The following is a 25,401-nucleotide window of genomic DNA, read 5'->3' as shown; positions in this document are numbered from 1 at the left end:
TTGCGGTACCCCGCCGCCCGGTCCCCACGCGCCGCTACCCGGAAGTCCGCCGAGCGGGCGACCGGCTACTCGCCGCCGAACTCGGCGGCTTCCCGTTCGGCGGCGGACCGTTCGTCCTCGCCGCTGTCCGTTGGCGGGTGCGGCTCGCGCTCCTCCGCGGGCTGCGGGTGGTCGTCGTCGGGACTCGTCGGCGGCATCGCGGCTCCTGGTGACGGGCAGATTCTGCGGTCCGGTCGAGCGTGCCCGGTCGCGCCGTCGCGAAACCGCCGGTCGGGAACGCGGATGCGGCACCGGCGGTCCGTGCGCGACGCTGGCGGTGTGATCGAAGAGATCCCGCTCGTCGGCGGCAACGTGAGTGCGGGCGTCGTCCGCGTCGGCGACACCGTGCGCCGCCCGGCCGGGCCGTGGACGCCCGCCGTGCACGCGCTGCTGACCCACCTGCGCGAGGTCGGGTTCCGGGCGGCACCGCGCCCGCTCGGGCTCGACGACAAGGGCCGGGAGGTGCTGGAGTTCGTGCCGGGCGCCACGGTCTGGCCGGACCGGTTCGCCGAGGTCGAGCCGCACGCCCGGCTCGGCCGCGTCGGCCGGATGATTCGCGAGTTCCACGACGCGGTCGCGGGTTTCGTCCCGCCCGCGGACGCGACGTGGCGGGTGGCCATCCCGCCCGAGGACGACGGCGGCGGCGAGATCGTCGCCCACCACGACCTCGCGCCGTGGAACCTCGTGACCAGCGGCGACACCTGGAGCTTCATCGACTGGGACGGCGCTGGTCCCGGGTCGCGGCTGTGGGACCTCGCCTACGCGGTGAAGGCCTTCGTCCCACTCACGGCGGACCTGGCCCGGCGGCGGCCCGACGCCGCCGCCCGCGTGCGCGTCCTCGCCGACGCCTACGGGCTGGACGAGGAGCAGCGCCGCCGCCTCACCCCCATGCTCGCCCGCCGCGCCCGCGCCATGTACGACCTGCTCGCCGCGGGCCATGCGCGCGGCACGCAGCCGTGGGCGCGCCTGTGGGACGAGGGCCACGGCGCGTCCTGGCGTCGGGACACGGCCTACATCGAGCAGAACGAGCAGGCGTGGCTGACGGCGTTGCTCACCTGACAGCCGGCCTCAGGACCTCCTCGCACCAGGTGCGGAAGCTCGTCGGTGCGGTCGGGGCCGGGGCGGTCAGGCCGGAGAGGTAGCTCCCCCGGTCGGTCGCCATCTGGATGTCCACCATGCCCTGGGCCCACGCCTCGGACATGCCGCTGCGCAGCAGGGCCGCCTTGAAGCCCTCGCCCGAGATCTGCTGGAAGCGGACCGGCCGCCGCAGGACCTCCGCAACGATCTCGGTCATCTCCTCGAAGGACAGCACGTCCGGACCGACGATCGGCACGCTCTCCTGCCCCGTCCAGGAACCGTCGAGCAGCAACGTGGCCGCGGTGGCCGCGATGTCCCTCGCGGCGGTGGTCAGGAACTTGCGATCCCGGGACGTGGGCGAGAAGAACACGCCCTGGTTCTTGATCGCGTCGGCCTGCCAGAGCAGGTTCTCCATGATCGACGCCGGGCACAGGGAGCGGTAGTGCACCCCGGTGCTCTCGATCAGGTCGTCCATCGCGTACGTGGCCGACACCTGCCCGGCGTTCCGCGTGATGCCGCGGCCCAGCGTGGACACGGCGACGACGCGCTCGATGCCCTGCCGGTTGATCGCATCGCACAGGGGCCGGACGAAGTCGAGGACGTGCTCCTGGAGGCTCTCCGCGCGCGGGTTCGGGGGAACCAGCCAGAACACGCTGTCGGCGCCCGCGAACGCCTTCGTGACGACGTCGGCGTCGGCGTCGGCGTGCGAGCCCTGCACGACCTCCACGCGCTCGCGCACGCGCGGCGGGAGCCGTTCGGGGTCGCGCACGATCACGCGGATCCCGGCGGCCTTCCCGAGGACGATGTCGAGGATCTCGCGACGGATCTGGCCGGTCGGGGCGCTGATGACGATCATGGCGACCACTCTGCGCCGCCCCGACCCGCAACTGAAGGACCGCTCTGCTCAGGCTTGTTACCCTCAGGGCAACACCGATCGGGAGGGGTCGTGGAGTCGCGCCCACTGCGCTACTTCGTCGCCGTCGCCGAGGAGCTCAACTTCACGCGCGCGGCCGAGCGCCTGGGCATCTCCGCGCCGCCGCTGTCCCGCGCGATCAGCAAGCTCGAGGCCGAGCTCGGCGTCGCCCTCTTCGAGCGCTCCACGCACAACGTCGCGCTGACGCCGCCCGGCGCGGTGCTGCTCCAGGAGGCGCGGATCGCGCTCGACGCCCTCCAGGCCGCCGGACGGCGAGCGCGCCGCGCGGCCGGACCCGAGCCGAAGCTGGTGCTGGCGTTGAAGGCGGACGCCGGGGCGTCACTCCTGGACGACATCCTGGCCCGCTACTCCACCGATCCCGCCGCCCGGCCCGTGGCGGTCCACCTGTGCGAGTGGGGCGAGCAGCCGCAGCTGCTGCGGCAGGGCGAGGTCGACGTCGCGCTGGTGCACGAGCCGTTCGACCACACCGGCCTCGACGCCGAGACGGTCGCGACCGAGCCGCGCATCGCCGCGATCCCGGCCGGCCACCCGCTCGCAGAGCGCGACCAGCTCCGCGTCGCCGACCTCGGCATCCCCACGGGCGAGCTGCGTCGGTACCTCGATCCGGCGGCCGCCCGGCGCCGCCCGACCGGCCTCGCCCAGCTGCTCACGCTCGTCGAGCTCGGCGAGCTGATCCAGCTGCTGCCGGAGTCCGTCACCGCGCGGTACCCCCGGCCCGGCGTCGCCTACCGGTCCGTCGTGGACGCGCCAGCGGCGGTCCTCGCGATCGCGTGGCCGCAGCAGTCCCGCTCGCAGGCCACGGCGGCGCTGGTCCGCGCCGCGACGGCCCTCCGCACGGGTGCGTGATCGACGGTCGCGGGGTCCCGGGGCCTGCCCCGCCCTAGGCCAGGAGCTCCGGGTTCGCGCAGGTCGTGGGGCGGCCGCCGCTCAGGACCGTCGCCACCTCGCGGGCGATCCGGGCCGCCGACTCCTCCGCCACCTGCCGGGAGGCGCCCGCGAGGTGGGGGGTGGCGAACACCTCGGGCCGCCGGGGCAGCGGGTCGTCCGGGGCGGGTGGCTCCGGGTCGAACACGTCGAGCACGGCGGCGCGCAGGTGCCCGGACTCCAGCGCGGCGTCCAGGGCGCGCGTGTCGACCAGCTCCCCGCGTGCCGTGTTCACCAGCACCGAGCCGGGGCGCATCGCGGCGAGCGCGGCCGCGTCGATCATCTGCTTCGTCTCGGGGGTGAGCCGGGCGTGCAGGCTGACGACGTCGCTCGCGGCCAGCAGCTCCGGCAGGTCCACCAGCCGCACGCCGACCCGTTCGGCGTCCTCGGGGGAGGCGTACGGGTCGTGGGCGAGCACGCGGGATCCGAAGCCGCGCAGCAGCTCCGCCACCCGCAGCCCGACCGCACCCAGCCCGACGAGCCCGACCGTCGCGGCCCGCAGCTCCAGCCCGGTGCGCTCGTAACGGAAACCGGCGGCGTCCCAGCGTCCGGCCGCGAGCCCCGCTGCCGCGGCGGGCAGACCGCGCATCGCGCAGATCATCGTGCCCACGCAGAACTCGGCTACCGCGCCCAGGTTCCGCCCGGGCAGGTACGCGACGAGCACGCCCGCGGCCGTCGCCGCCGGCACGTCGACGTTCACGGGCCCGCCCCGGGTCACCCCGACCACCCGCAGGGTGCCGCGGCCGGCTTCGAGGACCTCCGCCGTGAGCGGGGCGAGGTGCGTGACCAGCGCGTCGGCGCCGCGCACCAGCTCGGCGAGCTTCGCCGGGTCGCCAGCCGCCTCGCGCACGCCGTCCAAGGCCCCGAACGGCTCGGTGGGCCACGCGGTGTCGATCCGCCGGAACTCCGCCTCGACGCCTGCCTCGGTGAGCGCGCCGGCGAGCAGGTCGGCGGAGATGAACTCGTCCCCCGCGCACACGACCACTGTCATCTGACCCGCTCCCCCGTCGCCGCGTCGAACACGTGCACCCGCTCCGGCGGCGCGGCGAGCGTGACGCGGTCGCCCGCGCGCAACGGGTGCCCGGACTCCACCTGCGCGACCATCCGGGTGTCCAGGCCGGGCAGCTCCACCGTGGCCAGCCCGAACTCGAGCAGGTCCTCGAACACCAGGACGGTCCCCTCCAGGCCGGGCCCATCGGTCGGGTGGCAGTCCTGCGGTCGCAGCCCGACGAGCACCTCGCGACCGTCGGGCACGGCGACGGCCGACTTCAGCCCGCCCGCACCGCCGACCCGGACGCCGTCCCCGGTGCCGGTGCCCGGCAGCAGGGTGATCGACGGCTCCCCGACGAAGTCGGCGACGAACCGGTCGGCAGGCACGTCGAAGATCTCGTCCGGGGTGCCGAACTGCTTGATCACGCCGGCGTCCATCACGGCCATCCGGTCGGCGAGGCTGAGCGCCTCCAGCTGGTCGTGCGTCACGACGATCGTGGTGTAGCCGAACTCGCGCTGCAGGACCTTCAGCTCCCGGCGCACCCGCTGCCGCTGCCCGGCGTCCAGGTGCGAGAGCGGCTCGTCCAGCAGCAGCACCGGCGGGTTGCGCACCAAGGCGCGGGCGAGCGCCACGCGCTGCTTCTGGCCGCTGGACAGGTTGGCGGGCCGCATGCCGAGCAGCTCGGTCATCTCCAGCCGCTCGGCGATCGCGTCGACGCGGGCGTTCGCGTCCTTGGCCCGCCGCGCCTTGAGCCCGTACGCCAGGTTCTCCCGCACCGTCAGCGGCGGGTAGAGCGCGTAGCTCTCGAACCCGACGCCCACGTTGCGCTTCCCCGGCGGCAGGTCGCCCACGGAACGGTCACCGATCATGATCCGGCCGGCCGTCACGGTCTCCAGCCCGGCGATCATCCGCAGCGTGGTGGTCTTCCCGCACCCGGACGGGCCGAGCAGGGCCACCAGCTCACCCGGCTCGATGTCGAGGTCGATGCCCTTCACGGCCTCGAACGGCTCGCGGCCGCGGGCGGTGTAGGTCTTGCGCAGCGACTCCAGCCGCAGGCGCTGAGCCGTCGCGTTCTGGGTGGTTCCGTCGATCGTTGGAGCGGCGGTCATCGGGTCCCTCCGGCGAGTGCCGCATCCTCCGGCCGCCGGGCGGCGCCCAGCCGGGTTCCGTCGGCCGAGAAGACGTGCACGCGGTCCCAGTCGACGGCGAGGGCGACGTCGCCGCCCTCGTGCACGCGGTGGTCCGAGGTGACGGTGATGACCTGCACCCCGGCCACGTCCACCGACAGCTCGATCGACCGCCCCAGCCGCTCGGCCAGCACGACCTTCCCGTGCAGCACGAGCCGGTCGGCGGGCGCGGGGCCCTCGACGATCTCGAGGTCCCGCGGCCGGATCCCCACCGCGACGCGGCCATCGGACGCGGGCACCCCGGCGGTGAACGCCTTCCCCACCCGCGCCCGGCCCGCCTCCACCTCGGCGTCGAGGAGGTTCATCTCGGGCTGCCCCAGCGCGCGGGCGACGAACGTGTCCACCGGCTGCGTCCACACCTCGGCGGGCGTCCCGACCTGCACCAGCCTGCCCTCACGCAGCACGCCGATCCGGTCGCCGAGCGCGAGGGCCTCCTGGTAGTCGTGCGTGACGTACAGCGTGGTGGTGCCGGACAGCTCGCCGAGCTGCTTCAGCTCGGCGCGCATCGCGGCGCGCAGCTTCGCGTCCAGGTGCGAGAGCGGCTCGTCGAGCAGGTAGACCTCGGCGGGGCGCACGAGCACCCGGCCCAGCGCGGTGCGTTGGCGCTGCCCGTTCGACAGCTCGCGGGGGAAGCGCTTCAGCAGGTGGTCGATGCCCAGGGTGGTGGTGACCTGCTTGATCCGCTCGGTCTGCTGCTGCGGCGTCCAGGTGCCGTTGCGGCCCGAGCGCAACGGGGAGGCGAGGTTCTCCTCCACCGTCTTCTGCGGGTAGAGCGCGTAGCTCTCGAACGCCATCGCGACGCCGCGGTCGTACGGCTCGACGCCGGTCATGTCCCGGTCCGCGATGCGCACCTCGCCCTCGACCTGGTCGACGAGGCCGGCCACGCTCTTCAGAGTGGTGGTCTTGCCGGCGCCGGACGGACCGAGGATCACGAAGAACTCGCCGTCGGCGAGCTCCAGGTCGATCCCGTGCAGGGCGACCGTCTTGCCGTACCGGGCGGTCAGGCCCTTGATGGAGAGCGATCCCACTACGACTTCACCGCCCCGAACGACAGGCCGCGCACCAGGTAGCGCTGGATCGACAGCGCCACCAGCAGCGGCGGCAGCGCGGCGATCAGCGCGGCCGCGGCCGTCAGGTTGTAGTAGGCCTGCCCGCCGCCGCCGAGGAAGCGGGTGACGGCCACGGTCACCGGCGTGTGCTGGCTGCCGGTGAGGATCAGCGGGAACACGTAGTTGTTCCAGGCGAAGATGAACGCGAGCAGCGCCGCCGCCGCGATCCCCGGCCGCACCAGCGGGAGCGCGACCATCGCGAACGCGCGCCGCCGCGTGTAACCGTCGAGCAGCGCGGCCTGCTCCAGCTCGGCCGGCATGTCCTGGAAGTAGGAGCGCAGGATCCAGACGATCAGCGGCATCGTCACCAGCTGCAGCACCCAGATCATGCCGACGTTCGTGTCGAACAGGCCGATCTGGTTGTAGATGACGAAGAGCGGCACGATCACCATCAGCTCGGGCGCGAACCGGAACGACAGGATCGTGAACATCACGTCGTTCGACCCGCGGTACTGCCAGCGCCCCGCCGCGTACGCGGCCGGGATGCCGATCACGAGCGAGACGATCACGGCGCCGACGCAGTTGATGACGCTCGTGAGGATCGCCTGCGTGAAGTTCACGCTGGTCAGCCGCTCGCCCTCGGAGGAGAGCACGATGGCGAAGTTCTCCAGCGTCGGAGTGAACGCGAAGTAGGTGCTGATCTGCTCCGCGTTGGTCTTGAGCGCCAGCAGCACCATCCAGACCAGCGGGAACAGCGAGAACACGAACCACACCAGCAGCGCGGCGTCGGCACCGATCGACGCGGGCGAGAACCGCCGCTGGCCCGGCCCCAGCTCCCTGGCTGCCATCTACTCCTCCGATCCTGCGGCGCGCCGCTGGGCCTTGCCCAGCACGCTCACCAGGTAGCGGGCGGTCACGAAGACGATCACCCAGAGCAGGAACATGTACGTGCTGCCCTGCGAGTACTGCAGCTGGATGATCGAGTTCTGGTACGCGCCGATCTGCAGGGTGCGCGTCGCGTCGCCCGGTCCGCCCGCCGTCAGCACGAACACGTGGTCGAAGATCTTCAGGCAGTCCATGAACCGGAAGATCACCGCCACCAGGATGTAGGGCCACATCATCGGCAGCATCAGCCGGCGGAACATGTAGAACCAGCTCGCGCCGTCCACCGCCGACGCCTCGAACGGCTCCTTCGGCAGCGACCGGATCCCGGCCAGCACGAGGATCGCCACGAACGGCGTGTAGATCCAGACGTCGACGAGGATCACCGACCAGATCGCCGTGTCCTCGCCGAGCCAGTCGAACGTCGAGCCGAGGCCCAGCACGTAGTTCAGGACGCCGTACTGCGGGTTGAACATCAGGCCCCAGATCACGCCGGCGATCACCGGGGCGATCATCAGCGGCAGGATCAGCACCCGCTCGAAGATCCGCCCGACCAGGGTCGACCGGTTGAGCAGCAACGCGATCCCGATGCCCAGCACGGTCTCGACCACGGTGGCGACCACGGCGTAGACGAACGTGACGCGCACGCTCGTCCAGAACGCCGGGTCGGACAGGATCTCGGCGAAGTTCTGCAGCCCGATGAAGACCGGCCGCCGCACCACCGCCGCGTAGTTGAGGAACGCGTAGTAGGCGCCGAGCACGAACGGGTACAAGATCCCGACGATGATCAGCACCGCGGGGATCGACAGCACGTACGGCCGCAGCCCGCGCCGCCAGGCCGGCACCGACCGTGGCTCGCGCTGCACGGCCGGTGCCGGGGTCCTCGGTGGGGCGGTGGTGGTCACGGCCACCCTCCCTGGTGTGTCAGCAAAGCCACCTTGCTGACCCGTGGTGTCAGCAAGGTGGCCTTGCTGACATCCGGGGCAGGACTAGCTCGCACGGTTGACCGCCGTCGTGTTGGCCGCCGCCAGCGCGTCCAGCCGCGTCTTCGCGTCCTGGCCCGCGTAGATGTCCTGCAGCGCCACCGCCCACTCCTCGGTGGTCTCGAAGAACTGGGTCTGCGGCGTGAACTTGATGTCGGTGGACCCGATGACCTTCTCGAAGGTCTCCTGGTAGCCGGGGAAGTTGCCGAGCGTCTGCTTGAACGCGCCGTCGAACACCGACTGGCGGGTGGGGTCGGCGAAGCCGGCCTGCCCGGTCTGCACGGCCTTGGTCTGGGCGTCCTTGCCGGTGGCCCACTGGATGAACAGCCAGGCGGCGAGCTTCTTCTGCGAGGCGGAGTTCATGGCCAGGGACCACGTCCAGAGGTTGGTGCCGTAGCTGCCGTCCGGTCCGGCCGGGCCGGGGTGCCATGCGAGGTTGCCGGCCTGTGCGCTGTTGCCGGCGATGTTCTGCGGGTACGTGGCCGAGTCGGCGTCGTACACCATGAACGCGGTACCCGCACCCAGGTCGCCGGTGCAGTCGGGGTACTCGTAGTTGGTCCACGAGGTCGGCCCTGCCGAGCGGGCGAGCTCCACCCACTTGCGCGTGAAGTCGACGGCCTCCGGCGAGTTCATCGTGGCCTGGAGCTGGTCGCCCTGCTTCTCGTAGTCCTTGCAGCCCTCGCGGGTGAACTGGGTCATGAAGCCCGGGTGGATCGTGGCCCACGACCTCGACCCGCGGAACGCGATGCCGTACTTGTTGTTGGCCCGGTCGGTGAGGTCGGAGGCCAGCTGCATGAGGTCGTCGAAGGTCTCGGCGGGCCGGATGCCGCGGCGGTCGAACTCGGCCTTGTTGTAGCAGAGGACGTTGGTCTCGAAGCCCCACGGGATCGCCCACTGCCCGCCGGTGCCGAGCGGGCTGCCGACCTGGAAGTCCCAGGACGTGGAGCGGCGCAGGCCCTCGTAGATGTCCTCGAAGTCGTAGTCCGGGTTGGTGGCCGAGCTGTTCTGCAGCCAGGGCTTCAGGTCCTCCATCCACCCGGGAGGCCCGTAGGTCCAGATGAAGTAGGCGCCGGTCATGAAGGCGTCGTAGTTGCCGGCGCCGCTGGCGAGCTCGGTGTTGAGGCGCGTGAAGTAGTCGGCCTCCGCCACCAGGTCGGCCTTCACGGTGATGCCGGTCAGCTCGGTGAACTCGGCCAGCAGCGGCTGGAACGCCACCTGGTACGGGTGCGGCGTCTGCAGCACCGAGATCTCGGTGCCCTCGGCCTTGCGCCAGTCGAACCCGCCGGTGACCTCGGCTGCACCGTTGCCGGTGGCGGGGCCGTCCCCGCCGGTGCCGAGGCCGCACGCGGCGAGCAGCGACGAGGCGCCGACGGCTGCGCCGCCGACACCCAGCATGCGCAGCAGGTCACGCCGGTTGGGGGTCCAGAGATCGCGGCGGGTCATGCGGTCCTCCCTGCGGTCGGGGCCGGCTCGTCTGCGGTGACGGCCGGTGAGGTGGGGACGTTGAGGGCCAGCAGAGCCGGCGGGGCGGCCGGGTCGTCCGGCACGCGGAGGCGGGTGGCGGCGGCGTTCTCCAGCCGGGGCAGCACGGCGCGGTAGCGCGCAATCGGGATGCCGAGCCACATGCACAGCGCGAGGCGCAGGAGCGTGTTGTGCGCGACGACCAGCACGGACCGGCCGTTGTGGCGGGCGGCGGCGTCGCGCAGGGCGGCAACAGCGCGCTGGGCGGCCGCGCCGGGCGACTCGGCGCCGGGGAACGGGAAGGCGACCGGGTTCGCGACGAACGCGGCGGCGGCCTCGGGGTGGCTCACCCGCAGCTCCGCGAGCGTGTGGCCCTCCGCGATGCCGAAGTCGACCTCCCGCAGGTCGGCCACCACCTCTGGCTCGAGCCCGAGCGCGGCGGCCACCGGGGCGGCGGTGGCCACCGCGCGCGGCACCGGGGAGCAGACCAGGACGTCGAAGTGCTGGCGACGGGCCCAGTCGGCGAGCGCGTGGGCCTGGGCGAGGCCGGTGTCGTCGAGCGGGACGTCGCTGACGCCTGCGTAGCGGTTCTCGGCGTGCCAGATGGTCCGGCCGTGCCGCACGAGGGTGAGGTCGGTGCTCATGAGGCGGTCCCGCCGGCGGTCTCGGAGTTCAGGAAAGCCACTTTGCTGTCCTGCACGGCCCTGAATGTGGCTCCGCCTTCCCCGGCGAGCCCCCGCCTTGCTTCGCCGCGGCGGTGGCTCCCCGGAAGTGCGTTCGGCCTGAACTTCGGCTCCAGCCAGCCGCGATCGTGGAGCGCCTCGACCAGCCGGCCGTAGCCGTCCGTCAGCTCGTCCGCGCGGGACGGGTCCGGCTCGAACCGGCGCCGCATCCGCACCATCTCGGCGGCCGTGGCGGCGAGCTCGCCGGGCGGGGCCGCGGCGAGCACGGCGGAACCGATCGCGGAGCCCGCGTGTTCCGGGACCGCGACGGGGCGCTGCAGGACGTCGGCCCGCAGCTGCGTCCACCAGTCGTTGCGGCTGGTGCCGCCGGTGGCGACGACCGGGCCGGATACGTCGGCGCCGAGCCCGGCGAGCACGTCGAACGCGAGCCGCTCGACGTACGCGACCCCGTGGGCCACCCGCTGGAACCGCGTGGCCGGGTCCGGGTCGGCCGGGCCGCCGACGTCGAACCCCTCGGCGCCGTCCGCGACGAACGGGAACCGCTCCCCCCGGCCTGCCAGGGGGTAGGTGGCGCCCGCGGGGACCCCTCGCTCCCGCACGCGCTCGGTCAGCTCGTCGAGGTCGGCGCCGGGGAGGTCTGTCGTGAGGACGCCCGCGCCGGTGCTGGAGGCACCGCCGGGCAGCCAGCCGCCGTCGGGGTTGCGGTGGCAGTACACGGATCCGGACGGGTCGTGCAGCAGTTCGGGTGTGGACCCCTTCAGCACCAGGGTGGTGCCCAGCGCCGAGCACCACTGCCCGGGCGCCAGCGCGGCCGTGGCGACCTGCGCGGCACACCCGTCGGTCATCCCGGCGACGATCGGGGTGCCGGCCGGGATGCCCGTCTCGTCGGCGGCGGCTGCCGACACCGTCGCCACCCGCTCACCCGGGGCGACCACGGGCGGCAGGACCGCCGGGTCGACACCGAGGCGGTCGAGCACAGCCTCCGGCCATGCGGCGCCGAGCAGGTCGTAACCGGTCTTGAGGGCGTGGCTCCAGTCGGTGGGCACGGCGTGGCCTGCGAGCCGAGCGCCGATGTGGTCGGCCTGGTGGGCGAGCCGGTGCCCGGCCGGCACGGCGCCCCCGGCCACGAGCCACACCACCTTCGGCAGCGCCCAGCTCGCCTGCATCCGGTACCCGAGCGTGGTCCACAGCTCGGCGCCCGCATCCTGCACGCGGGTGGCCTCGGCGGCGGCGCGCCGGTCGTCGTACATGAGCGCGGGCCCGGCGGCGCGCCCCTGGGTGTCCTGGACGACGAGGGTGCCGGACGTCGAGTCGATGCTCACGCCGCCGACGGGCCGTCCGTCCCGCCCGGCGAGGGCGGCGCGGGTGGCGACGCAGGTGGCCCGCCACCAGTCGGCGGGGTCCTGCTCGTGCCGCTCACCGGCGCGCACGTCGCTCTCCAGCGGCGCCGAACCGCTGCCGAGCACGGCTCCCGACCCGTCGACGAGCACGGCGCGGACACCCTGTGTGCCGAGGTCGACCCCCACCCATAGCGGGGTGTCGACTGGCGAGGGTTCGGGCACCGGTGCTCCTCTGTTCGTCAGCGCTGTGCGCGGCGACACAGTAAGACGACGCTCATCTCACGTCAACACGTTGTTCTCACACTGAGATCCGTGAAGTGCTGGCCAGCCAGGACGGCGATACCCCCGAACTTCACATCGAAAGCAGCGTTGTTCACATCGAAGCTTGACGGATCCCGCTCGGCACGCTGTGATGCCAGTCGCAGCAGACCGGCGAAGGAGGCGAGCGGTGACAGAGCGGGAGGTGGACGCGCCCCGGACCCTCGGACCAGAGGGCCGCCAGGCCCGGATCACCGACCTCGTGCTCAGCACCGGCTCGGTGTCCGCGCAGGAGCTCGCCGAGACCTTCGGCGTCTCGGTCATGACGATCCACCGCGACCTCGACGAGCTGCAGCGCCAGGGCGTGCTCCGCAAGGCGCGCGGCATCGCCACCGCGCAGCCCAGCGGCACCTTCGAGTCCAACGTCGAGTACCGGGCGAAGGCCAACATCGAGGCCAAGCGGCTCATCGCGCAGCACGCGTGCCGCCACGTCGAGCCCGGGATGTCGGTGCTCCTCGACGACTCGACCACCGCGCTGCAGATGCTCCCCCACCTCGCCGCGCTCGCTCCGCTGACGGTGGCCACCAACTACCTCGCCGCGCTCGTCGAGCTGGCCAGGATGCGCGACGTGCAGGTCGTGGCCCTCGGCGGGCACTACGACGTGCAGCACGACTCCTTCCTCGGCTCGACGTGCGTCGACGCGGTGCAGTCCATGCGCTTCGACGCCGCGTTCGTCAGCACCTCCGCGGTGAGCGACGGCTACGCCTTCCACCAGGAGGACCGGATCGTCACGGTGAAGCGCGCGATGGTGGACGTCGCCACCCGCAGCCACCTGCTGATCGACCACACCAAGCTCACCCGCAGCGCCCTGCACCGGCTGCTGCCCCTGCACCGGTTCACGACGGTCGTCGTCGACGCCGGCGTCTCCCCCCGCGACCTGGCCGCGCTGCGCGAGAACGACGTGCTCGTCGAGGTCGCGGGCCGGAACGAGTGACCCCGCCGATCGAGATCGAGAGGAACCCCATGCTCCTGCACGACGAACGCGTCCAGCTGGTGGAGTACTGCCGGCGGATGCAGGCCGACGCCCTCACCGTCGGCACATCGGGCAACCTGTCGATCCGGTCGGGGCACCACATCGCGATCACCCCGAGCGGCGCGGCCTACGAGGACCTCACCCCGGAGTCGATCTGCGTGATCGACCTCGACGGCAACAGCGTCGAGGACGGGCTCGAGCCCTCCTCGGAGGTGCCGATGCACACCTCGGTCTACAAGGCGACCGACGCCAAGGCCGTCGTGCACACCCACCCGCTCTACGCGAGCACGCTCTCCGCGGTCGTCGACGAGCTGCCGGCCGTGCACTACATGGTCGCGCTGCTCGGCGGGCCGGTCCGCGTCGCCCCGTACGCGACGTTCGGCAGCCCCGAGCTCGCCGACAACAGCATCAAGGCGATGGAGGACCGCTTCGGCGCGATCCTGCAGAACCACGGCGCCACCACGTACGGCGACAGCCTCGCAAAGGCCTACACGCGCAGCGTCTACCTGGAGTGGGTCTGCCAGATGTACTACCAGGCGAAGCTGCTCGGGCAGCCGAACATCCTGCCCGACGAGGAGATCGCCCGCGTCGCGGAGAAGCTGACCACGTACGGGCAGACGGTGCCGAGCTCGTCATGACGCGCACCTGGCTCGGCATCGACGCCGGGACGTCGGTGGTGAAAGCCGCCCTCTTCGACGACGAGGGCGAGGCGCTCGCCGTCGCCGGTCGCCCCCTGGAGCTCGTCCACGCCGCGAACGACGGGGTGGAGCAGGACCTGGACGCGATCGTCGCGGCGATCGCGGAGGTCACGCGCGAGGTCTCGGCCGGGCGCACCCCGCACGTCGTCGCGATCACCGGCCAGGGCGACGGCTGCTGGGTCACCGACGAGGCCGGCCGGGCCGTGCGGCCCGCGCTCTCGTGGCTGGACGGCCGGGCGGGCGGGATCCTCGGTCGCTGGAACGCCGACGGCGTCACCGAGCGCGTGTTCCGCACCAACGGCACCACGGTCTTCCCCGGCGCCCCCGGCCCGCTGCTGGCCTGGCTGGACGAGAACGAGCCCGACGCCCTCGACAGGGCCACCACGGCGGGGGCCTGCAAGGACGCCGTGTTCACCCGCCTCACCGGCGAGCGCGCCACCGACCCCAGCGACAGCTCGATGCCCTTCGGCGACGGCACCGGCACCGGCTACAGCGACGCCGCCCTCGACGCGATGGGGCTCACCCACCGCCGCGACCTGCTCGCGCCGATCACCGTCCCGATCCCGCAGGCGCCGCTCGCCGAGGCGGGTGCCGAGCTGCTGGGGCTGCCCGCGGGGACGCCGATCAGCTCCGGACCCTTCGACTTCCCGGCCTGCGCCCGCGGGGGCGGCGTCCGCGCGGTCGGCGACGCGCTGCTCATCGTCGGCACGACGCTGGGCTGCATGGTGCACGTCGACCGGCTCGCCACCGAGGGGGATCCCGCCGGGTTCTCCGTGGCGACGGGCGAGCCCGGCCGGTGGCTGCGCGCGATGCCGGCGATGGTCGGCACGGCCTCGATGGACTGGATGCTGCAGACCCTCGGCCTCGGCGTCGACGCGATCGACGCCGCCCTCGCGGCCAGCCCACCCGGCGCGGGAGGCGTGGAGGTGCTGCCCTACTTCGCGACGTCGGGCGAGCGCGCCCCGTTCGTCGACCCGCACGCGTCCGGGCAGGTCACCGGCGTGCGGCTGACCACCACCCGGGACGACCTGCTGCGCGCGGTCTGCGAGGGGCTCGCCTACGCGGCCCGCCACTGCTTCGACGTGGCCGGCGGGGCCACCCGGATCGTGGCCTGCGGGGGCGGCACCCGCTCCCGCCCCTGGCTGCAGGTGTTCGCCGACGTGCTCGGCGTGCCCCTCGAGCTCGCCCGCACACCTGAGGTGGGAGCGCGCGGCGCGGTGCTCGCGGCGGCCGCTGCCCGCGGCGAGGACCTCGATGTCGACACCTGGACCGGCCCGGAGGACGTCGTGGAACCCGATCCCGCCCGGCAGGCGCGCTACGCCGACGGGTACGCGCGCTACCTCGACCACGTGGCGGCCGCGCGCCCGTTCTGGGCCACGCGGCAGGCGTCGGCGGCAGGCGCGCGATGACCGCGGACCTCTCCCCCGCCACCCGGGATGCCGCCCTCGCGGCCGCGAAGTCCGGCACGTTCGACATCGCGGTCGTCGGCGGCGGCGTCACCGGTGCCGGGGTGGCCCTCGACGCCGCGGCGCGGGGCCTGTCGGTCGTGCTGCTCGAGGCGGGCGACCTGGCGTCCGGCACGTCGTCGCGGTCGGGCAAGACCGTGCACGGCGGGCTGCGCTACCTGGAACAGCTCAACTTCGGGCTCGTCGCGGAGGCGCTGCGCGAGCGCGACCTGATGGTCCGCACGCTCGCCCCGCACCTCGTCACGCCGGAACCGTTCCTGTTCCCGCTGACGAAGCACTGGGAGCGGCCCTACATCGGCGCGGGCGTGCTGCTCTACGACCTGATGGCGGCCGCCGGGCGCACCGGCGGGCGCGGCGGGGTGCCGCACCACCGCCACCTGACCCGGCGCGGCGCGCTGCGCGAGGCCCCCGGCCTCGACCCGCACGTCGTCACCGGGGCGCTGCAGTACTACGACGGCCGCATGGACGACGCCCGGCACACGCTCGCCGTAGCGCGCACCGCGGCCACGCACGGAGCGGTGGTGCTCAGCCACGCGCCGGTGGTGGACGTGCTGCGGGACGGCCCGCGGGTCACCGGCGTCACCGTCGAGGACACGCAGTCCGGCGGCCGGTTCGACGTCACGGCGTCGGTGGTGGTCAACGCCGCAGGCGTGTGGGCGGCCGAGATCCAGGCGATGGCCGGCCCGCCGACCTTCGCGGTGCAGCCGGCCAAGGGCGTGCACCTGCTGGTGGATCAGGAGGCGTTCGACTCGCGGACCGGCATCCTCGCCCGCGCGGAGGACTCGGTGATCATCCTGCGGAAGTGGTTCGGGCACTGGCTGCTCGGCACCACCGACACCGCGTACGACGGCGACCGCCGCGCGCCGACCGTCGAGCGGGAGGACGTCGACTACCTGCTCCGCAACGTCAACCGCTACCTCGCCCGCCCGCTGACCCGCGACGATGTGCTCGGCTCGTTCGCCGGCCTGCGCCCGCTCCTCGCGCCGGTCGCGAAGGACGCAGCCACCACATCCGCGCTCTCCCGCGACCACACCGTGATCGAGGAACCGGCCGGGATGGTGACGGTCGTCGGCGGCAAGTACACGACGTACCGGCGGATGGCGCTCGACGCGGTCGACGCTGCCGGGCGGGCACTCGGGGTCACGCTCCCGCCATCCCCGACCGCGAGCCTCCCGCTCGTGGGCGCCTCGGCCTGGCAGGCGGTGGGCAACAGGGTGCCGCGACTCGCCGCCGAGTACGGCGTGACCGAGGAGCACCTGCGCCGGATGCTCCACCGCTACGGCGACGAGCTGCCCGACGTCCTCGCTCCGATCCGCACCGACCCCGCGCTCGGCAAGCCGCTCCCCGGCGCCGAGGGCTACCTGCCGGTGGAGTTCCAGCGGGCCGTCACGCACGAGGGCGCGCTCACGCTCGTCGACGTGCTGCACCGCCGCACCCACCTGGCGATCGAGCGCACGGACGCCGGGCTGCCCGCAGCCCCCGCCGTGGCCGCCCTGCTCGCCCCGCTGCTGGGCTGGGACGCCGACCGGCAGGCGCGGGAGGTGGCCGCCTACCGGGCGGAGGTGGAGCGCGACCGGGCGGGCCTCGCCGCGGAGCGGGCCGCCGCGCCCTAGCGACGGCCGTCCGGGATCACCGCGAAGCGTCGATGTCTGCGACCACCACGGCACAGCCCTCCGAACCGAGCCGTGCGGCGAGTGCGCGGCCGATGCCCACCGCTGCTCCCGTGACGACCGCGACCTTCCCCGTCAGCTCCACCGCCCCATGCTGAACCCGGCCACCGACATCATCGGCGTCCCCCAACCTGATCTCGGCGAGTAGGGTCCGCCGGCGATGACGTGCATGCACCTGGCCCGCGCCGAGCGGACCGACCTCCTGGCCCTGCTCACCGACCTGACGCCGCAGCAGTGGGACGCGCCGACGCTGTGCGCGGGCTGGCGGGTTCGCGACGTGGTCGCCCACATGATCTGCTACGAGGGGCTCGGCAGGCGGGAGGTCGCCCGCCGGCTCACCCGGGGCCGGTTCCAGCTCGGGCGGGTCAACCAGGCCGGCGTGACCGAGATGCGCGGCGCCACCCCGGACGAGCTGCTCGCCCTCCTGGAACAGCGGCTCGACCCGGACGGGCTCACCACCGCCTTCAAGGGTCGCGTCGCGCTGGTCGACGGGATGGTCCACCAGCAGGACATCCGCCGCCCCCTCGGCGCCCCGCGAACGATCCCGCCGGAGCGGCTGCTCCCCGCGCTCTCGTTCGCCCGCTTCGCGCCGCCGATCGGCGCGTTCTGGCGCGCCCGCGGGCTCCGGCTGGTCGCGACCGACCTCGGCTGGACCGCCGGGAGGGGCCCGGAGGTGCGCGGGCCCGGCGAGTCACTCCTGATGGCGATCTCCGGCCGCCGCGGGGTCGTCGGGGAGCTCACCGGGCCTGGCCAGGCCACGCTCGCCGCTCGGATCGGCGGGTAATCCGCCGCACGCCTGGGGCTTCCGGATCGCGGCTTCGGGTGCGTTCCGCGGAACGCGCCCCGCGCCGTCGTGGTGTCTCTGTGGTGGCAAATCCGTTCCGGTGGGCGCGCCGTCCCGGCCTCGAGCCTCCCGGCCTCACCTACTCGCCACGGCTGTTCACGTGGTCGATCCGGTTCGCCTCTACCGCACCTATGGCGATGGCGGGGTTGGGTTCACTACCGAGTTCCGTGGTTGCTCGGGCGGCCGTCCCCGACGCGGGGGCACGGCGGTTCCCGACGAGCGCGCGCCCTGGGTGCCCCGCAACCTGCTGTGCTCCCGTCCCATCCTGACCACCCCGGGCTGTCCAGCATGATCGGCCGGACGCCTGGTCCTGGGCTGGTCCCGCCTGACCATGCGGGATCGGCTGGAGGTGAGGGTCGGCACCACCGCAGGTTGCGTGGCACCCAACCGCGGCGGTCTCGTCCTCGACCGCCGTGCCTCCGCGTCGGGGACGGCCGTCCACGCCACCACGGAATTCGGTAATGAACCCAACCCAGCCACCCACCATCGTGCGGGGGCGACGGGAAGGAGGAGCACCCGAGAGGCCGAGGCGGACCGAGCGCTGGGAGGCCCGAGCCGGGAACGGCGCGCCCATCGGCGGCGCACCGACCAGACCGACCCGACGAGAACCGATCAACAGCAGGTAGGGAGCAGACCATGATCCGAACGGGCGGTTGTCCATGGCTGCCCCCACGACCGTGACCGCCCGATACACCGGATCATGAACGCCAAGATCGCGAGTAGCGGTTGTCCACGGCTGCCGCCACAGCCATAGCCAACCGATACTCCGGATCATGCGCCCGACCCGCGCCGGTGGTCAGGTCGGGCCGGACACCGGTGCTGCAGGAGTGCCGCTGGTGAGAGTGATCTCGGGCCGCGGTCGAGCCATCACATCGCGGGCTGCAGCAGCGTCTTCACCATCCCGTCCTTCTTCGCCTGGAACGTGGCGTACGCCTCGGGGGCGGCGTCGAGCGGGAGGCGGTGGGTGGCGAAGTCGTCCACCCCCAGCGGGTCGTCGACGAGCAGCGGGAGGATCTCGGGCACCCAGCGGTGCACGTTGGCCTGCCCCATGCGCAGCTGGATCTGCTTGTCGAACAGGGTGAGCATCGGCAGCGGGTCGACCATGCCGCCGTAGACGCCGCTGAGCGAGATCGTGCCGCCGCGGCGCACCAGCTCGATCGCCGAGTAGAGCGCGTTCAGCCGGTCCGCGCCCGCGGTCTCCATGAGCTTCGCGGCAAGGGCGTCCGGGAGCAGGCCGGTGAGCTGCTGGGCCAGCTTGCCGACCGGCGAGCCGTGCGCCTCCATCCCGACGGCGTCGATGACGGAGTCGGGGCCGCGCCCGTCGGTGAGCCCGCGGACGTGGTCGACGAGGTCGCGGCCGTGCTCGGACAGGTCGATCGCCGTGACGCCGTGAGCGCGGGCCCGCTCCAGCCGCTCGGGCACGAGGTCGATGCCGATCACGTTCTCGACGCCGCGGTGCTGCGCCACCCGGGCGCTCATGTCGCCGATCGGGCCGAGGCCGAGCACGAGCAGCGAGCCGCCCGGCGGCACCGCCGCGTACTCGACGGCCTGCCAGGACGTGGGCAGCACGTCGGAGAGGTAGACGAACCGGTCGTCCGGCGGACCGTCCGGCACCTTGATGGGCAGCGTGTCCCCGAACGGCACCCGCAGGTACTCGGCCTGCCCGCCGGGCACCTGGCCGTAGAGCTTGGTGTACCCGAAGAGCGATGCGCCCTTGCCGTGGGCGTGCACCTGCGTGGTCTCGCACTGGGAGTGCAGCCCGCGGACGCACATCCAGCACGTGCCGCAGGAGACGTTGAACGGGATGACGACCCGGTCGCCCGGAGCCAGCGCGTTGACCTCGCTGCCCACCTCCTCGACCACACCCATCGGCTCGTGCCCCAGGATGTCGCCCTCGTCGAGGAAGGGACCGAGGACCTCGTAGAGGTGCAGGTCGGAGCCGCAGATACCCGTCGACGTGACGCGGACGACCACGTCGGTAGGCTCCTGGATCGTCGGATCGGGCACGTTGTCCACGCGTACGTCGCGCTTGCCGTGCCAGGTGACCGCTCGCATTGGGACTCCTCCGTGACGTCGAACCCCTTCCGTTCCCCGCATGGGTTGCCGGAAACGGCGGCGGGTAGCCACCGGGGCATGACTTCGTCCACCACCAGGCCACTCGCCATGGTCACCGGCGCTTCCAGCGGGATCGGGCGTGAGCTGGCCGACCAGTTCGTCCAGAACGGATTCGACCTCGTCATCAACGCGGAGGACGACCGGCTCGAGACGGCCGCCGCCGAGCTGCGCGCCTCGGGTGCCGACGTCCAGGCCGTGCGCGCCGACCTGCGGACGGCCGAGGGCGTCGAGCAGCTCTGGTCGGCCGTCACCGCGACCGGACGCCCGCTGGCCGCCGCGGCGCTCAACGCAGGCGTCGGGAAGGGCGGCGCGTTCGTCGACACCGAGCTGGCCGACGAACTCGCGATCATCGACCTGAACGTCACGTCGACCGTGCGGCTGGCCAAGCACGTCCTGCGGGCCATGACCGCGCGTGACGAGGGGCGGGTGCTGATCACCTCGTCCATCGCCTCGACGATGCCCGGCACCTTCCAGGCCATCTACAACGCCTCGAAGTCCTTCCTGCAGTCGTTCGCCGAGGCGCTGCAGGAGGAGCTGCGCGACAGCGCCGTCACGGTCACCTCGCTGATGCCCGGCCCGACCGAGACCGACTTCTTCCGCCGCGCCGACATGGAGGACACGAAGGTCGGCGCGTCGTCCAAGGACGACGCGGGGCAGGTCGCGCAACAGGGCTTCGAGGCGCTCATGAAGGGCGAGCGGCGGGTCGTCGCCGGGTCGCTGAGCACCAGGGCTCAGGAGGCGGCCAGCAAGGTCATGCCCGACGCCCTCAAGGCGAAGGGGCACCGGCAGATGGCGGAACCGGGTTCGGCCGGTCAGTAACCTCCGGAGCGTGGTGACGCTCCGGCCCGCTCGCCCCGAGGACGCGCCCGCGGTCGCCGCGGTCTGGCGCAGCGGCTGGCGGGACGGCCACCTCGGCCACGTTCCCGACGAGCTGACCGCCGCCCGCACGGACGCCTCGTTCGACGTCCGTGCGGGCGAGCGGACCGGCGACACGGTGGTCGCGGTCGTCGACGGTGCCGTCGCGGGATTCGTGATGGTGGTCGGCGACGAGGTCGAGCAGGTCTACGTCGCCGACGCGCACCGGGGCACCGCGGTGGCGGCCGCTCTCCTCGCGGAGGCCGAGCGCCTCGTCGAGGCCGGTGGGCACGGGCGGGCGTGGCTCGCCGTCGTCGCGGGCAACACCCGGGCCCGCCGGTTCTACGAGCGGAACGGGTGGACCGACGAGGGCCCCTTCGAGCACATGGCGGAGGGACCGGACGCGCCGATCCGCGTCCCCGCCCACCGATACGAGAAGCGGTTGGTTCCCCGCTGAGTTACTCGGTGTTCGAGCCTTCGGAACGGGGGTATCCGGCCCCTCGAGGAAAGCCCTCACGGAAGCGCGACTCCCAGAGAAGGATCGATCGCCATGGCCACATCAGGCAGCCGTGCCGTCGACGTCCGCCGCCCCATCCAGCTCGCCGCACTCGTCGTAGGTGTCGTGTTCCTGCTGGTAGGTGTGCTCGGATTCATCCCCGGCATCACAACCAACTTCGGCGACCTGAGCTTCGCAGGCCACCAGTCCGAGGCGATGCTGCTCGGCCTGTTCCAGGTCTCGGTGCTGCACAACATCGTGCACCTGCTGTTCGGCGTCGCCGGGTTGGCGATGTCCCGTACCGCGGCAGGGGCTCGCAACTTCCTGATCTTCGGCGGCGTGATCTACGCCGTGCTGTGGATCTACGGGCTGCTGATCGACCAGAACAGCGCAGCCAACTTCGTCCCCCTGAACACGGCCGACAACTGGCTGCACCTCGTGCTCGCCGTCGGCATGATCGCGCTCGGCCTCCTGCTCGGCCGCGACCGCCGCACCGTTTGACCTGACCCGCATCAGAGCGGAGCCCACCGCCCCCGCACGGGGTGGTGGGCTCCGTCGCGATCAGGTGGCGTCCGCGGGCTTCTCCCGCGCGCGGGACGGCTGCACCCGCATCGGCTCGCCCGGCATCTTCGGGTACTCCGGCGGGTAGGGCAGGTCACCGAGCCCGCGGTCCCGCTCGTCGGCGGCGTACCACTCGAGCACCCGCTCCAGGCCGCCCGCCGCCTCGTCCATCCCCGCGTGCGGGTCGCCGTGCTCGGCGTAAAGGCCGGGCACGGTGCGCACGTCGAAGTCCTCCGGCTCGACGTCGGGCAGCGTCTCCCACGTCACCGGCATCGAAACGGTGGCACGCGGCCGCCCGCGCACCGACCACGCCGACGCGACCGTGCGGTCCCGGGCGGCCTGGTTGTAGTCGAGGAACACGCGCTCGCCGCGCTCCTCCTTCCACCACGCGACGGTGGCCCTGTCCGGCGACCGATCCGCGACCCGCCGCGCGATGGCGATCACCGCGTGCCGTACGGCCACGAAGTCCCACTCGGGGCGGATCCGGCAGAACACGTGGACGCCCCGCCCGCCGGACGTCTTCGGCCAGCCGACCAGCCCGGCCTCGTCGAGCACCTCGCGCAGCACCGCGGCGACCGCCACGGCGTCGGCGAAGTCGGTGCCCGGCTGCGGGTCGAGGTCGATGCGCAGCTCGTCGGGGCGGTCGACGTCGGCGCGCCGGACCGGCCACGGGTGGAAGTCGAAGGTGCCCATGTTCGCCGCCCAGACCAGAACAGCCTGCTCGGTGGGGCAGAGCGAGTCGGCGGTGCGACCGCTGGGGAACGTCACCCGGGCGGTCTCGACGTACGGCGGCGCACCCTTCGGCAACCGCTTGGCGAAGAACGACTCACCGTCGATGCCGTCGGGGTAGCGCTTGAGGTTGGTCGGCCGCTCGCGCAGCGCGCCCAGGAGCGGCTCCGCCACCGCGCGGTAGTACTCGACGACCTCGCCCTTGGTGATCCCCCGCTCCGGGAAGTACACCTTGTCCGGGCTGGTCAGCCGCACCTCGCGGGCGCCGTCGGGGCCCGGGACCGACAGCAGCACGGCCGCGCTCTTGCTCGCCACGACTGCGGACGCTACCCGCTAGGCTGACCGGGATGCCCGATCTCCACGAACCGGACCGTCCGGGCCGTTCCCGGCAGTTCGACGACGAGCTGCTCGGGCTCGACCCCGAGGACCCGGAGGCGCAGGCCTTCGCCGCGCACCTCGACCGCATGCAGCGCCAGCGCCCCGCCTTCACCGTGGAGGGCTACCTGGAGGGTGTGCGCGACTTCGCCGAGTCCGCCAACCGGGCCGAGGGCGGACGGCGGTGGGCCGCGGTCGCGGTGGTCGCGCTGCTGCTCCTGGTCGTGGCGTGGGTGGTGTGGGAGGCGCTGGTGTTCGTGCTGGTCACGCTCCTGTAGCGCCGGCCGCGGCCGGGTCGGTGCACCGGGCGAGCGGCGGACATAGTCTGGGAAGCATGGATCCCGCCACCGAGCCCGCCCCGAAGGTCGTCAAGTCCGATGCGGAGTGGCGCGCCCAGCTCACCCCCGCCGAGTACCAGGTGCTGCGCAAGGCCGGCACCGAGCGGCCGTTCACCGGCGAGTACACCGACACCAAGACGCAGGGCGTCTACTCCTGCCGCGCCTGCGGCGCCGAGCTGTTCCGCTCCGACACCAAGTTCGAGTCGCACTGCGGCTGGCCGTCGTTCTTCACCCCGCTCGCGGGCGACGCCGTGATCGAGCGAGTCGACACGAGCCTCGGCATGCGCCGGGTCGAGGTGCTGTGCGCCACCTGCCACAGCCACCTGGGTCACGTCTTCGAGGGCGAGGGCTATCCCACCCCCACCGACCTGCGGTACTGCATCAACTCGATCTCGCTCCGGCTGGAGCCGGACGCTAGTTGATCAGCTCGACCTCGCAAGGCAGGCCCGGGGCATTCGCGAGCCGCTTGTCCGCGGTCAGCAGTGGCGCGCGGAGCCGGGCGGCAAGGGCGACGTAGAGCGCGTCGTAGTAGGAGAAGTTGTGGCGCAGGCCCCACACGGTCGGCGCCAACGGGCCGTGTGGATACCGCTGGACGACAAGGGTGTCGAGGGCGCGGAGGGCTCCCTCGGCAAGCTCGGCCGGAAGCATCCCCGCCCCGACTCGCCGTCGCAGCACGCTGCCGACTTCGGCGTCGACGAGGTGGGGCGCATGCCGTCCCAGCCGTCCGAGGCATTCCCGGAGCTCATGCGCCTCGTTCGTACGCTCGACCAGAACAGTCACGGTGGCCGAGGCATCCAGAACGACGTCGGTCAACGGCGGCGGTCCTCATCGAGGTCGGACAGGATCTGCTCACGGCTGACCGTGGGCTGGAACCGCTCGAGCTCCGCCTCCCATTCGGCGACGATCCCCGACCATCGCGCACGCCGACGCGCGAGCTCGGTCACCTGCTCCCGCATGTAGGCCTGCAAGGACTGGCCGGCTGCCTTGGCCTCCTGCCGTATCGCCTCGTAGACGTCGTCCGGAACATCCCGGATCTGGATCGTGGCCATGACGACATGCCTATCGAGTAGCGCTGAATCAGCGCTACTCGATTCACGGCAGCGTTGCGACCAACGCCCCCGGCTCCACCCGGGGTCCGGTGTAGAACGGCGTCTCCTCGCGGACGTGCCGGCGGGCGTCGGTGCCACGCAGGTGGCGCATCAGGTCGACGATCCGCTCGAGCTGGTCGGCCTCGAAGGCGAGGATCCACTCGTAGTCGCCGAGCGCGAACGACGACACGGTGTTGGCGCGCACGTCCGGGTAGTCGCGGGCCTCCCTGCCGTGCTCGGCGAGCATCCGGCGCCGCTCGTCGTCGGGCAGGAGGTACCACTCGTAGGAGCGGACGAACGGGTAGACGCAGATGTAGCGCCTCGGCGCCTCCCCCGCGACGAACGCGGGGAGGTGGCTCTTGTTGAACTCGGCCGGACGGTGCAGGGCCACCTGGCTCCACACGGGCGCGCTGGCCCGGCCGAGCGTGGTGGTGCGGCGCAGGTCGGCGTAGGCCGCCTGGAGGGCCTCGACGTTGTCAGCGTGCCACCAGACCATGTAGTCGGCGTCGGCGCGCATGCCGGCCAGGTCGTAGACCCCGCGCACCGTCACGCCCTTGCCGGCCAGTGCGTCGAGGAACTCGGTGAGCTGGCTCCCCACCGCCCCGCGCTCGTCGCCGAGCCGACCCGGCTCCACCCGGAACACCGACCACATCGTGTAGCGGATGGCGCTGTTCAGCTCTGCGTAGTCGAGGCGTGCCACGCGTCCATCCTGCCACGCAGGTCATCAGCCCCCGTCCGGGCCGGGCGTGGCGCCCAGCACGGTGGTGACGAGCCGGCGAGCCAGGTCCGCCAGCTGGTCCCGTCGGGCGGGTTCCCCGCGAAGTCGGCGAGGAACGCCTGCTGGAAGCACGCCCCGAGCAGGAGCTGGGCCACCGCCAGCGGGTTCGGCGGAGGGGGCGAGCCCGCCCAGGCGCTGGACGCCGGGCACCGGGTCGTCGCCGTGGTCAGGGACCCCGCACGGCTCGCCGTCCCGCCGCGTCCCGGCCTGACCATCGTCACGGCCGGGTTGGACGACCGCGCAGCCGTGCTGCGAGCCGTCGAGGACGCCGACATGCTGGTGATGGAGGAGGTCGTCCGCGCGAGCGGTCTCGACTGGACGATCATGCCGCCGCCGCGTCTCACCGACCGGCCGGCCACCGGCGGATCCGCCACCGCGTCGACGCCGACGTGCGCGGCTCCTACACGATGAGCCGCGCCGACCTCGCGACCGCCGTGCTGCTGCGGGCGGTCACCGACGACACGGTCGGTACGGCCTCGCTCTCGGTCGCCGCCGGCTGATCCCCGGGTGAGCCGCGCCCCCACTCACCGGCACGATGATCCTGAGG

At 72.9% G+C, this 25,401-nt stretch carries 29 protein-coding genes; 13 read left to right on the top strand and 16 right to left on the bottom strand.

What is annotated here, in order from left to right; all coding sequences use genetic code 11:
* Positions 1-65 precede the first annotated feature (65 nt).
* Positions 66-197, bottom strand: a complete 132-nt coding sequence (locus FB388_RS40825) for a hypothetical protein (protein WP_281290382.1) — start codon at positions 195-197, stop codon at positions 66-68.
* A 121-nt stretch (positions 198-318) separates the two neighbouring features.
* Here FB388_RS40825 and FB388_RS07165 point away from each other — a divergent pair, with 121 nt between their 5' ends.
* Positions 319-1,098 (top strand): phosphotransferase, encoded by a 780-nt coding sequence (locus FB388_RS07165; protein WP_211361805.1) that lies wholly within the window; start codon positions 319-321, stop codon positions 1,096-1,098.
* Here FB388_RS07165 and FB388_RS07160 read toward each other — a convergent pair.
* Positions 1,091-1,972 (bottom strand): NAD(P)H-binding protein, encoded by an 882-nt coding sequence (locus FB388_RS07160; RefSeq protein WP_142098567.1) that lies wholly within the window; start codon positions 1,970-1,972, stop codon positions 1,091-1,093. The two genes, FB388_RS07165 and FB388_RS07160, sit on opposite strands and share 8 nt — an antisense overlap.
* 90 nt (positions 1,973-2,062) lie before the next feature.
* On the opposite strand from FB388_RS07160, the gene FB388_RS07155 reads away from it, so the two are divergent.
* Positions 2,063-2,896 (top strand): LysR family transcriptional regulator, encoded by an 834-nt coding sequence (locus tag FB388_RS07155; protein WP_142098564.1) that lies wholly within the window; start codon positions 2,063-2,065, stop codon positions 2,894-2,896.
* Between the two features lie 34 nt (positions 2,897-2,930).
* Here the strand turns inward: FB388_RS07155 and FB388_RS07150 are convergent, their stop codons facing one another.
* The 8 genes from FB388_RS07150 to FB388_RS07115 all read right to left on the bottom strand — a co-directional run bounded on the left by FB388_RS07150 (position 2,931) and on the right by FB388_RS07115 (position 11,772).
* The gene (locus FB388_RS07150) at positions 2,931-3,965 is read right to left on the bottom strand and encodes an NAD(P)-dependent oxidoreductase (RefSeq protein ID WP_142098561.1); all 1,035 of its coding nucleotides are present in this window, start codon (positions 3,963-3,965) and stop codon (positions 2,931-2,933) included.
* Positions 3,962-5,074, bottom strand: coding sequence for an ABC transporter ATP-binding protein (locus FB388_RS07145; RefSeq protein WP_142098559.1), 1,113 nt, complete (start codon positions 5,072-5,074; stop codon positions 3,962-3,964). Before FB388_RS07145 ends, FB388_RS07150 begins: the two co-directional genes overlap by 4 nt.
* A complete protein-coding gene (locus FB388_RS07140; RefSeq protein ID WP_142098556.1) occupies positions 5,071-6,180 on the bottom strand; it encodes an ABC transporter ATP-binding protein in 1,110 nt (369 codons plus the stop codon). Before FB388_RS07140 ends, FB388_RS07145 begins: the two co-directional genes overlap by 4 nt.
* Positions 6,180-7,049, bottom strand: coding sequence for a carbohydrate ABC transporter permease (locus FB388_RS07135; RefSeq protein WP_142098553.1), 870 nt, complete (start codon positions 7,047-7,049; stop codon positions 6,180-6,182). Before FB388_RS07135 ends, FB388_RS07140 begins: the two co-directional genes overlap by 1 nt.
* The gene (locus FB388_RS07130; protein ID WP_142098551.1) at positions 7,050-7,988 is read right to left on the bottom strand and encodes a carbohydrate ABC transporter permease; all 939 of its coding nucleotides are present in this window, start codon (positions 7,986-7,988) and stop codon (positions 7,050-7,052) included.
* An 84-nt stretch (positions 7,989-8,072) separates the two neighbouring features.
* Positions 8,073-9,509 (bottom strand): ABC transporter substrate-binding protein, encoded by a 1,437-nt coding sequence (locus tag FB388_RS07125; protein ID WP_142098548.1) that lies wholly within the window; start codon positions 9,507-9,509, stop codon positions 8,073-8,075.
* Complete coding sequence (locus FB388_RS07120; RefSeq protein WP_142098546.1) at positions 9,506-10,171, bottom strand: histidine phosphatase family protein; 666 nt, start codon at positions 10,169-10,171, stop codon at positions 9,506-9,508. The genes FB388_RS07125 and FB388_RS07120 overlap by 4 nt, the downstream gene beginning before the upstream one ends.
* Positions 10,168-11,772, bottom strand: a complete 1,605-nt coding sequence (locus tag FB388_RS07115; protein ID WP_142098543.1) for an FGGY-family carbohydrate kinase — start codon at positions 11,770-11,772, stop codon at positions 10,168-10,170. The genes FB388_RS07120 and FB388_RS07115 overlap by 4 nt, the downstream gene beginning before the upstream one ends.
* Before the next feature lie 226 nt (positions 11,773-11,998).
* On the opposite strand from FB388_RS07115, the gene FB388_RS07110 reads away from it, so the two are divergent.
* The 4 genes from FB388_RS07110 to FB388_RS07095 are packed head-to-tail and all read left to right on the top strand — an operon-like array spanning position 11,999 to position 16,618.
* Positions 11,999-12,802: a DeoR/GlpR family DNA-binding transcription regulator gene (locus tag FB388_RS07110; RefSeq protein WP_246121700.1), complete on the top strand. Its 804-nt coding sequence runs from the start codon at positions 11,999-12,001 to the stop codon at positions 12,800-12,802.
* A gap of 29 nt (positions 12,803-12,831) precedes the next feature.
* A complete protein-coding gene (locus tag FB388_RS07105; RefSeq protein ID WP_142098539.1) occupies positions 12,832-13,479 on the top strand; it encodes a class II aldolase/adducin family protein in 648 nt (215 codons plus the stop codon).
* Complete coding sequence (locus tag FB388_RS07100; protein WP_142098536.1) at positions 13,476-14,948, top strand: FGGY-family carbohydrate kinase; 1,473 nt, start codon at positions 13,476-13,478, stop codon at positions 14,946-14,948. The genes FB388_RS07105 and FB388_RS07100 overlap by 4 nt, the downstream gene beginning before the upstream one ends.
* Positions 14,945-16,618 (top strand): glycerol-3-phosphate dehydrogenase/oxidase, encoded by a 1,674-nt coding sequence (locus FB388_RS07095; protein ID WP_142098534.1) that lies wholly within the window; start codon positions 14,945-14,947, stop codon positions 16,616-16,618. The genes FB388_RS07100 and FB388_RS07095 overlap by 4 nt, the downstream gene beginning before the upstream one ends.
* Positions 16,619-16,634: 16 nt before the next feature.
* Here the strand turns inward: FB388_RS07095 and FB388_RS07090 are convergent, their stop codons facing one another.
* Entirely contained in the window at positions 16,635-16,760 is a 126-nt protein-coding gene (locus tag FB388_RS07090) for an SDR family NAD(P)-dependent oxidoreductase (protein ID WP_211361804.1), read from the bottom strand.
* A 75-nt stretch (positions 16,761-16,835) separates the two neighbouring features.
* Between FB388_RS07090 and FB388_RS07085 the strand changes: the two genes are divergently transcribed.
* Complete coding sequence (locus FB388_RS07085; protein ID WP_142098531.1) at positions 16,836-17,459, top strand: maleylpyruvate isomerase family mycothiol-dependent enzyme; 624 nt, start codon at positions 16,836-16,838, stop codon at positions 17,457-17,459.
* Positions 17,460-18,386: 927 nt separating this feature from the next.
* On the opposite strand, the gene FB388_RS07080 is transcribed toward FB388_RS07085, so the two are convergent.
* Positions 18,387-19,574 (bottom strand): zinc-dependent alcohol dehydrogenase, encoded by a 1,188-nt coding sequence (locus FB388_RS07080; protein ID WP_142098528.1) that lies wholly within the window; start codon positions 19,572-19,574, stop codon positions 18,387-18,389.
* 78 nt (positions 19,575-19,652) lie between these two features.
* Between FB388_RS07080 and FB388_RS07075 the strand changes: the two genes are divergently transcribed.
* The 3 genes from FB388_RS07075 (at position 19,653) to FB388_RS07065 (ending at position 21,486) form a co-directional block, all read left to right on the top strand.
* Complete coding sequence (locus FB388_RS07075; protein WP_211361803.1) at positions 19,653-20,453, top strand: SDR family NAD(P)-dependent oxidoreductase; 801 nt, start codon at positions 19,653-19,655, stop codon at positions 20,451-20,453.
* A 10-nt stretch (positions 20,454-20,463) separates the two neighbouring features.
* The gene (locus tag FB388_RS07070; RefSeq protein ID WP_246121698.1) at positions 20,464-20,946 is read left to right on the top strand and encodes a GNAT family N-acetyltransferase; all 483 of its coding nucleotides are present in this window, start codon (positions 20,464-20,466) and stop codon (positions 20,944-20,946) included.
* Positions 20,947-21,039: 93 nt separating this feature from the next.
* Positions 21,040-21,486, top strand: a complete 447-nt coding sequence (locus FB388_RS07065; RefSeq protein ID WP_142098525.1) for a DUF4383 domain-containing protein — start codon at positions 21,040-21,042, stop codon at positions 21,484-21,486.
* A gap of 60 nt (positions 21,487-21,546) precedes the next feature.
* Here the strand turns inward: FB388_RS07065 and ligD are convergent, their stop codons facing one another.
* Complete coding sequence (gene ligD, locus FB388_RS07060) at positions 21,547-22,590, bottom strand: non-homologous end-joining DNA ligase (RefSeq protein ID WP_142098522.1); 1,044 nt, start codon at positions 22,588-22,590, stop codon at positions 21,547-21,549.
* Positions 22,591-22,622: 32 nt separating this feature from the next.
* Here ligD and FB388_RS07055 point away from each other — a divergent pair, with 32 nt between their 5' ends.
* On the top strand, positions 22,623-22,928 hold the full coding sequence (locus FB388_RS07055; RefSeq protein ID WP_142098519.1) for a hypothetical protein: 306 nt from the start codon (positions 22,623-22,625) through the stop codon (positions 22,926-22,928).
* A gap of 56 nt (positions 22,929-22,984) precedes the next feature.
* The gene (gene msrB / locus FB388_RS07050; protein WP_142098516.1) at positions 22,985-23,410 is read left to right on the top strand and encodes a peptide-methionine (R)-S-oxide reductase MsrB; all 426 of its coding nucleotides are present in this window, start codon (positions 22,985-22,987) and stop codon (positions 23,408-23,410) included.
* Here the strand turns inward: msrB and FB388_RS07045 are convergent.
* The 3 genes from FB388_RS07045 to hemQ are packed head-to-tail and all read right to left on the bottom strand — an operon-like array spanning position 23,403 to position 24,776.
* Positions 23,403-23,801, bottom strand: coding sequence for a type II toxin-antitoxin system VapC family toxin (locus FB388_RS07045; RefSeq protein WP_142098514.1), 399 nt, complete (start codon positions 23,799-23,801; stop codon positions 23,403-23,405). The two genes, msrB and FB388_RS07045, sit on opposite strands and share 8 nt — an antisense overlap.
* Positions 23,798-24,037, bottom strand: a complete 240-nt coding sequence (locus tag FB388_RS07040) for a FitA-like ribbon-helix-helix domain-containing protein (protein WP_142098511.1) — start codon at positions 24,035-24,037, stop codon at positions 23,798-23,800. The genes FB388_RS07045 and FB388_RS07040 overlap by 4 nt, the downstream gene beginning before the upstream one ends.
* Positions 24,038-24,080: 43 nt before the next feature.
* On the bottom strand, positions 24,081-24,776 hold the full coding sequence (hemQ, locus tag FB388_RS07035; RefSeq protein WP_142098509.1) for a hydrogen peroxide-dependent heme synthase: 696 nt from the start codon (positions 24,774-24,776) through the stop codon (positions 24,081-24,083).
* Between the two features lie 240 nt (positions 24,777-25,016).
* Here hemQ and FB388_RS40245 point away from each other — a divergent pair, with 240 nt between their 5' ends.
* Complete coding sequence (locus FB388_RS40245; protein ID WP_246121696.1) at positions 25,017-25,265, top strand: NAD(P)H-binding protein; 249 nt, start codon at positions 25,017-25,019, stop codon at positions 25,263-25,265.
* The last annotated feature ends 136 nt before the right edge of the window (positions 25,266-25,401 follow it).

It is taken from the genome of Pseudonocardia cypriaca, assembly GCF_006717045.1.
In the GTDB taxonomy this organism is placed as follows: Bacteria; Actinomycetota; Actinomycetes; order Mycobacteriales; family Pseudonocardiaceae; genus Pseudonocardia; species Pseudonocardia cypriaca.
Note: the sequence above shows the minus strand (reverse complement) of the source record. Positions and strands in the feature narration are given on the sequence as shown.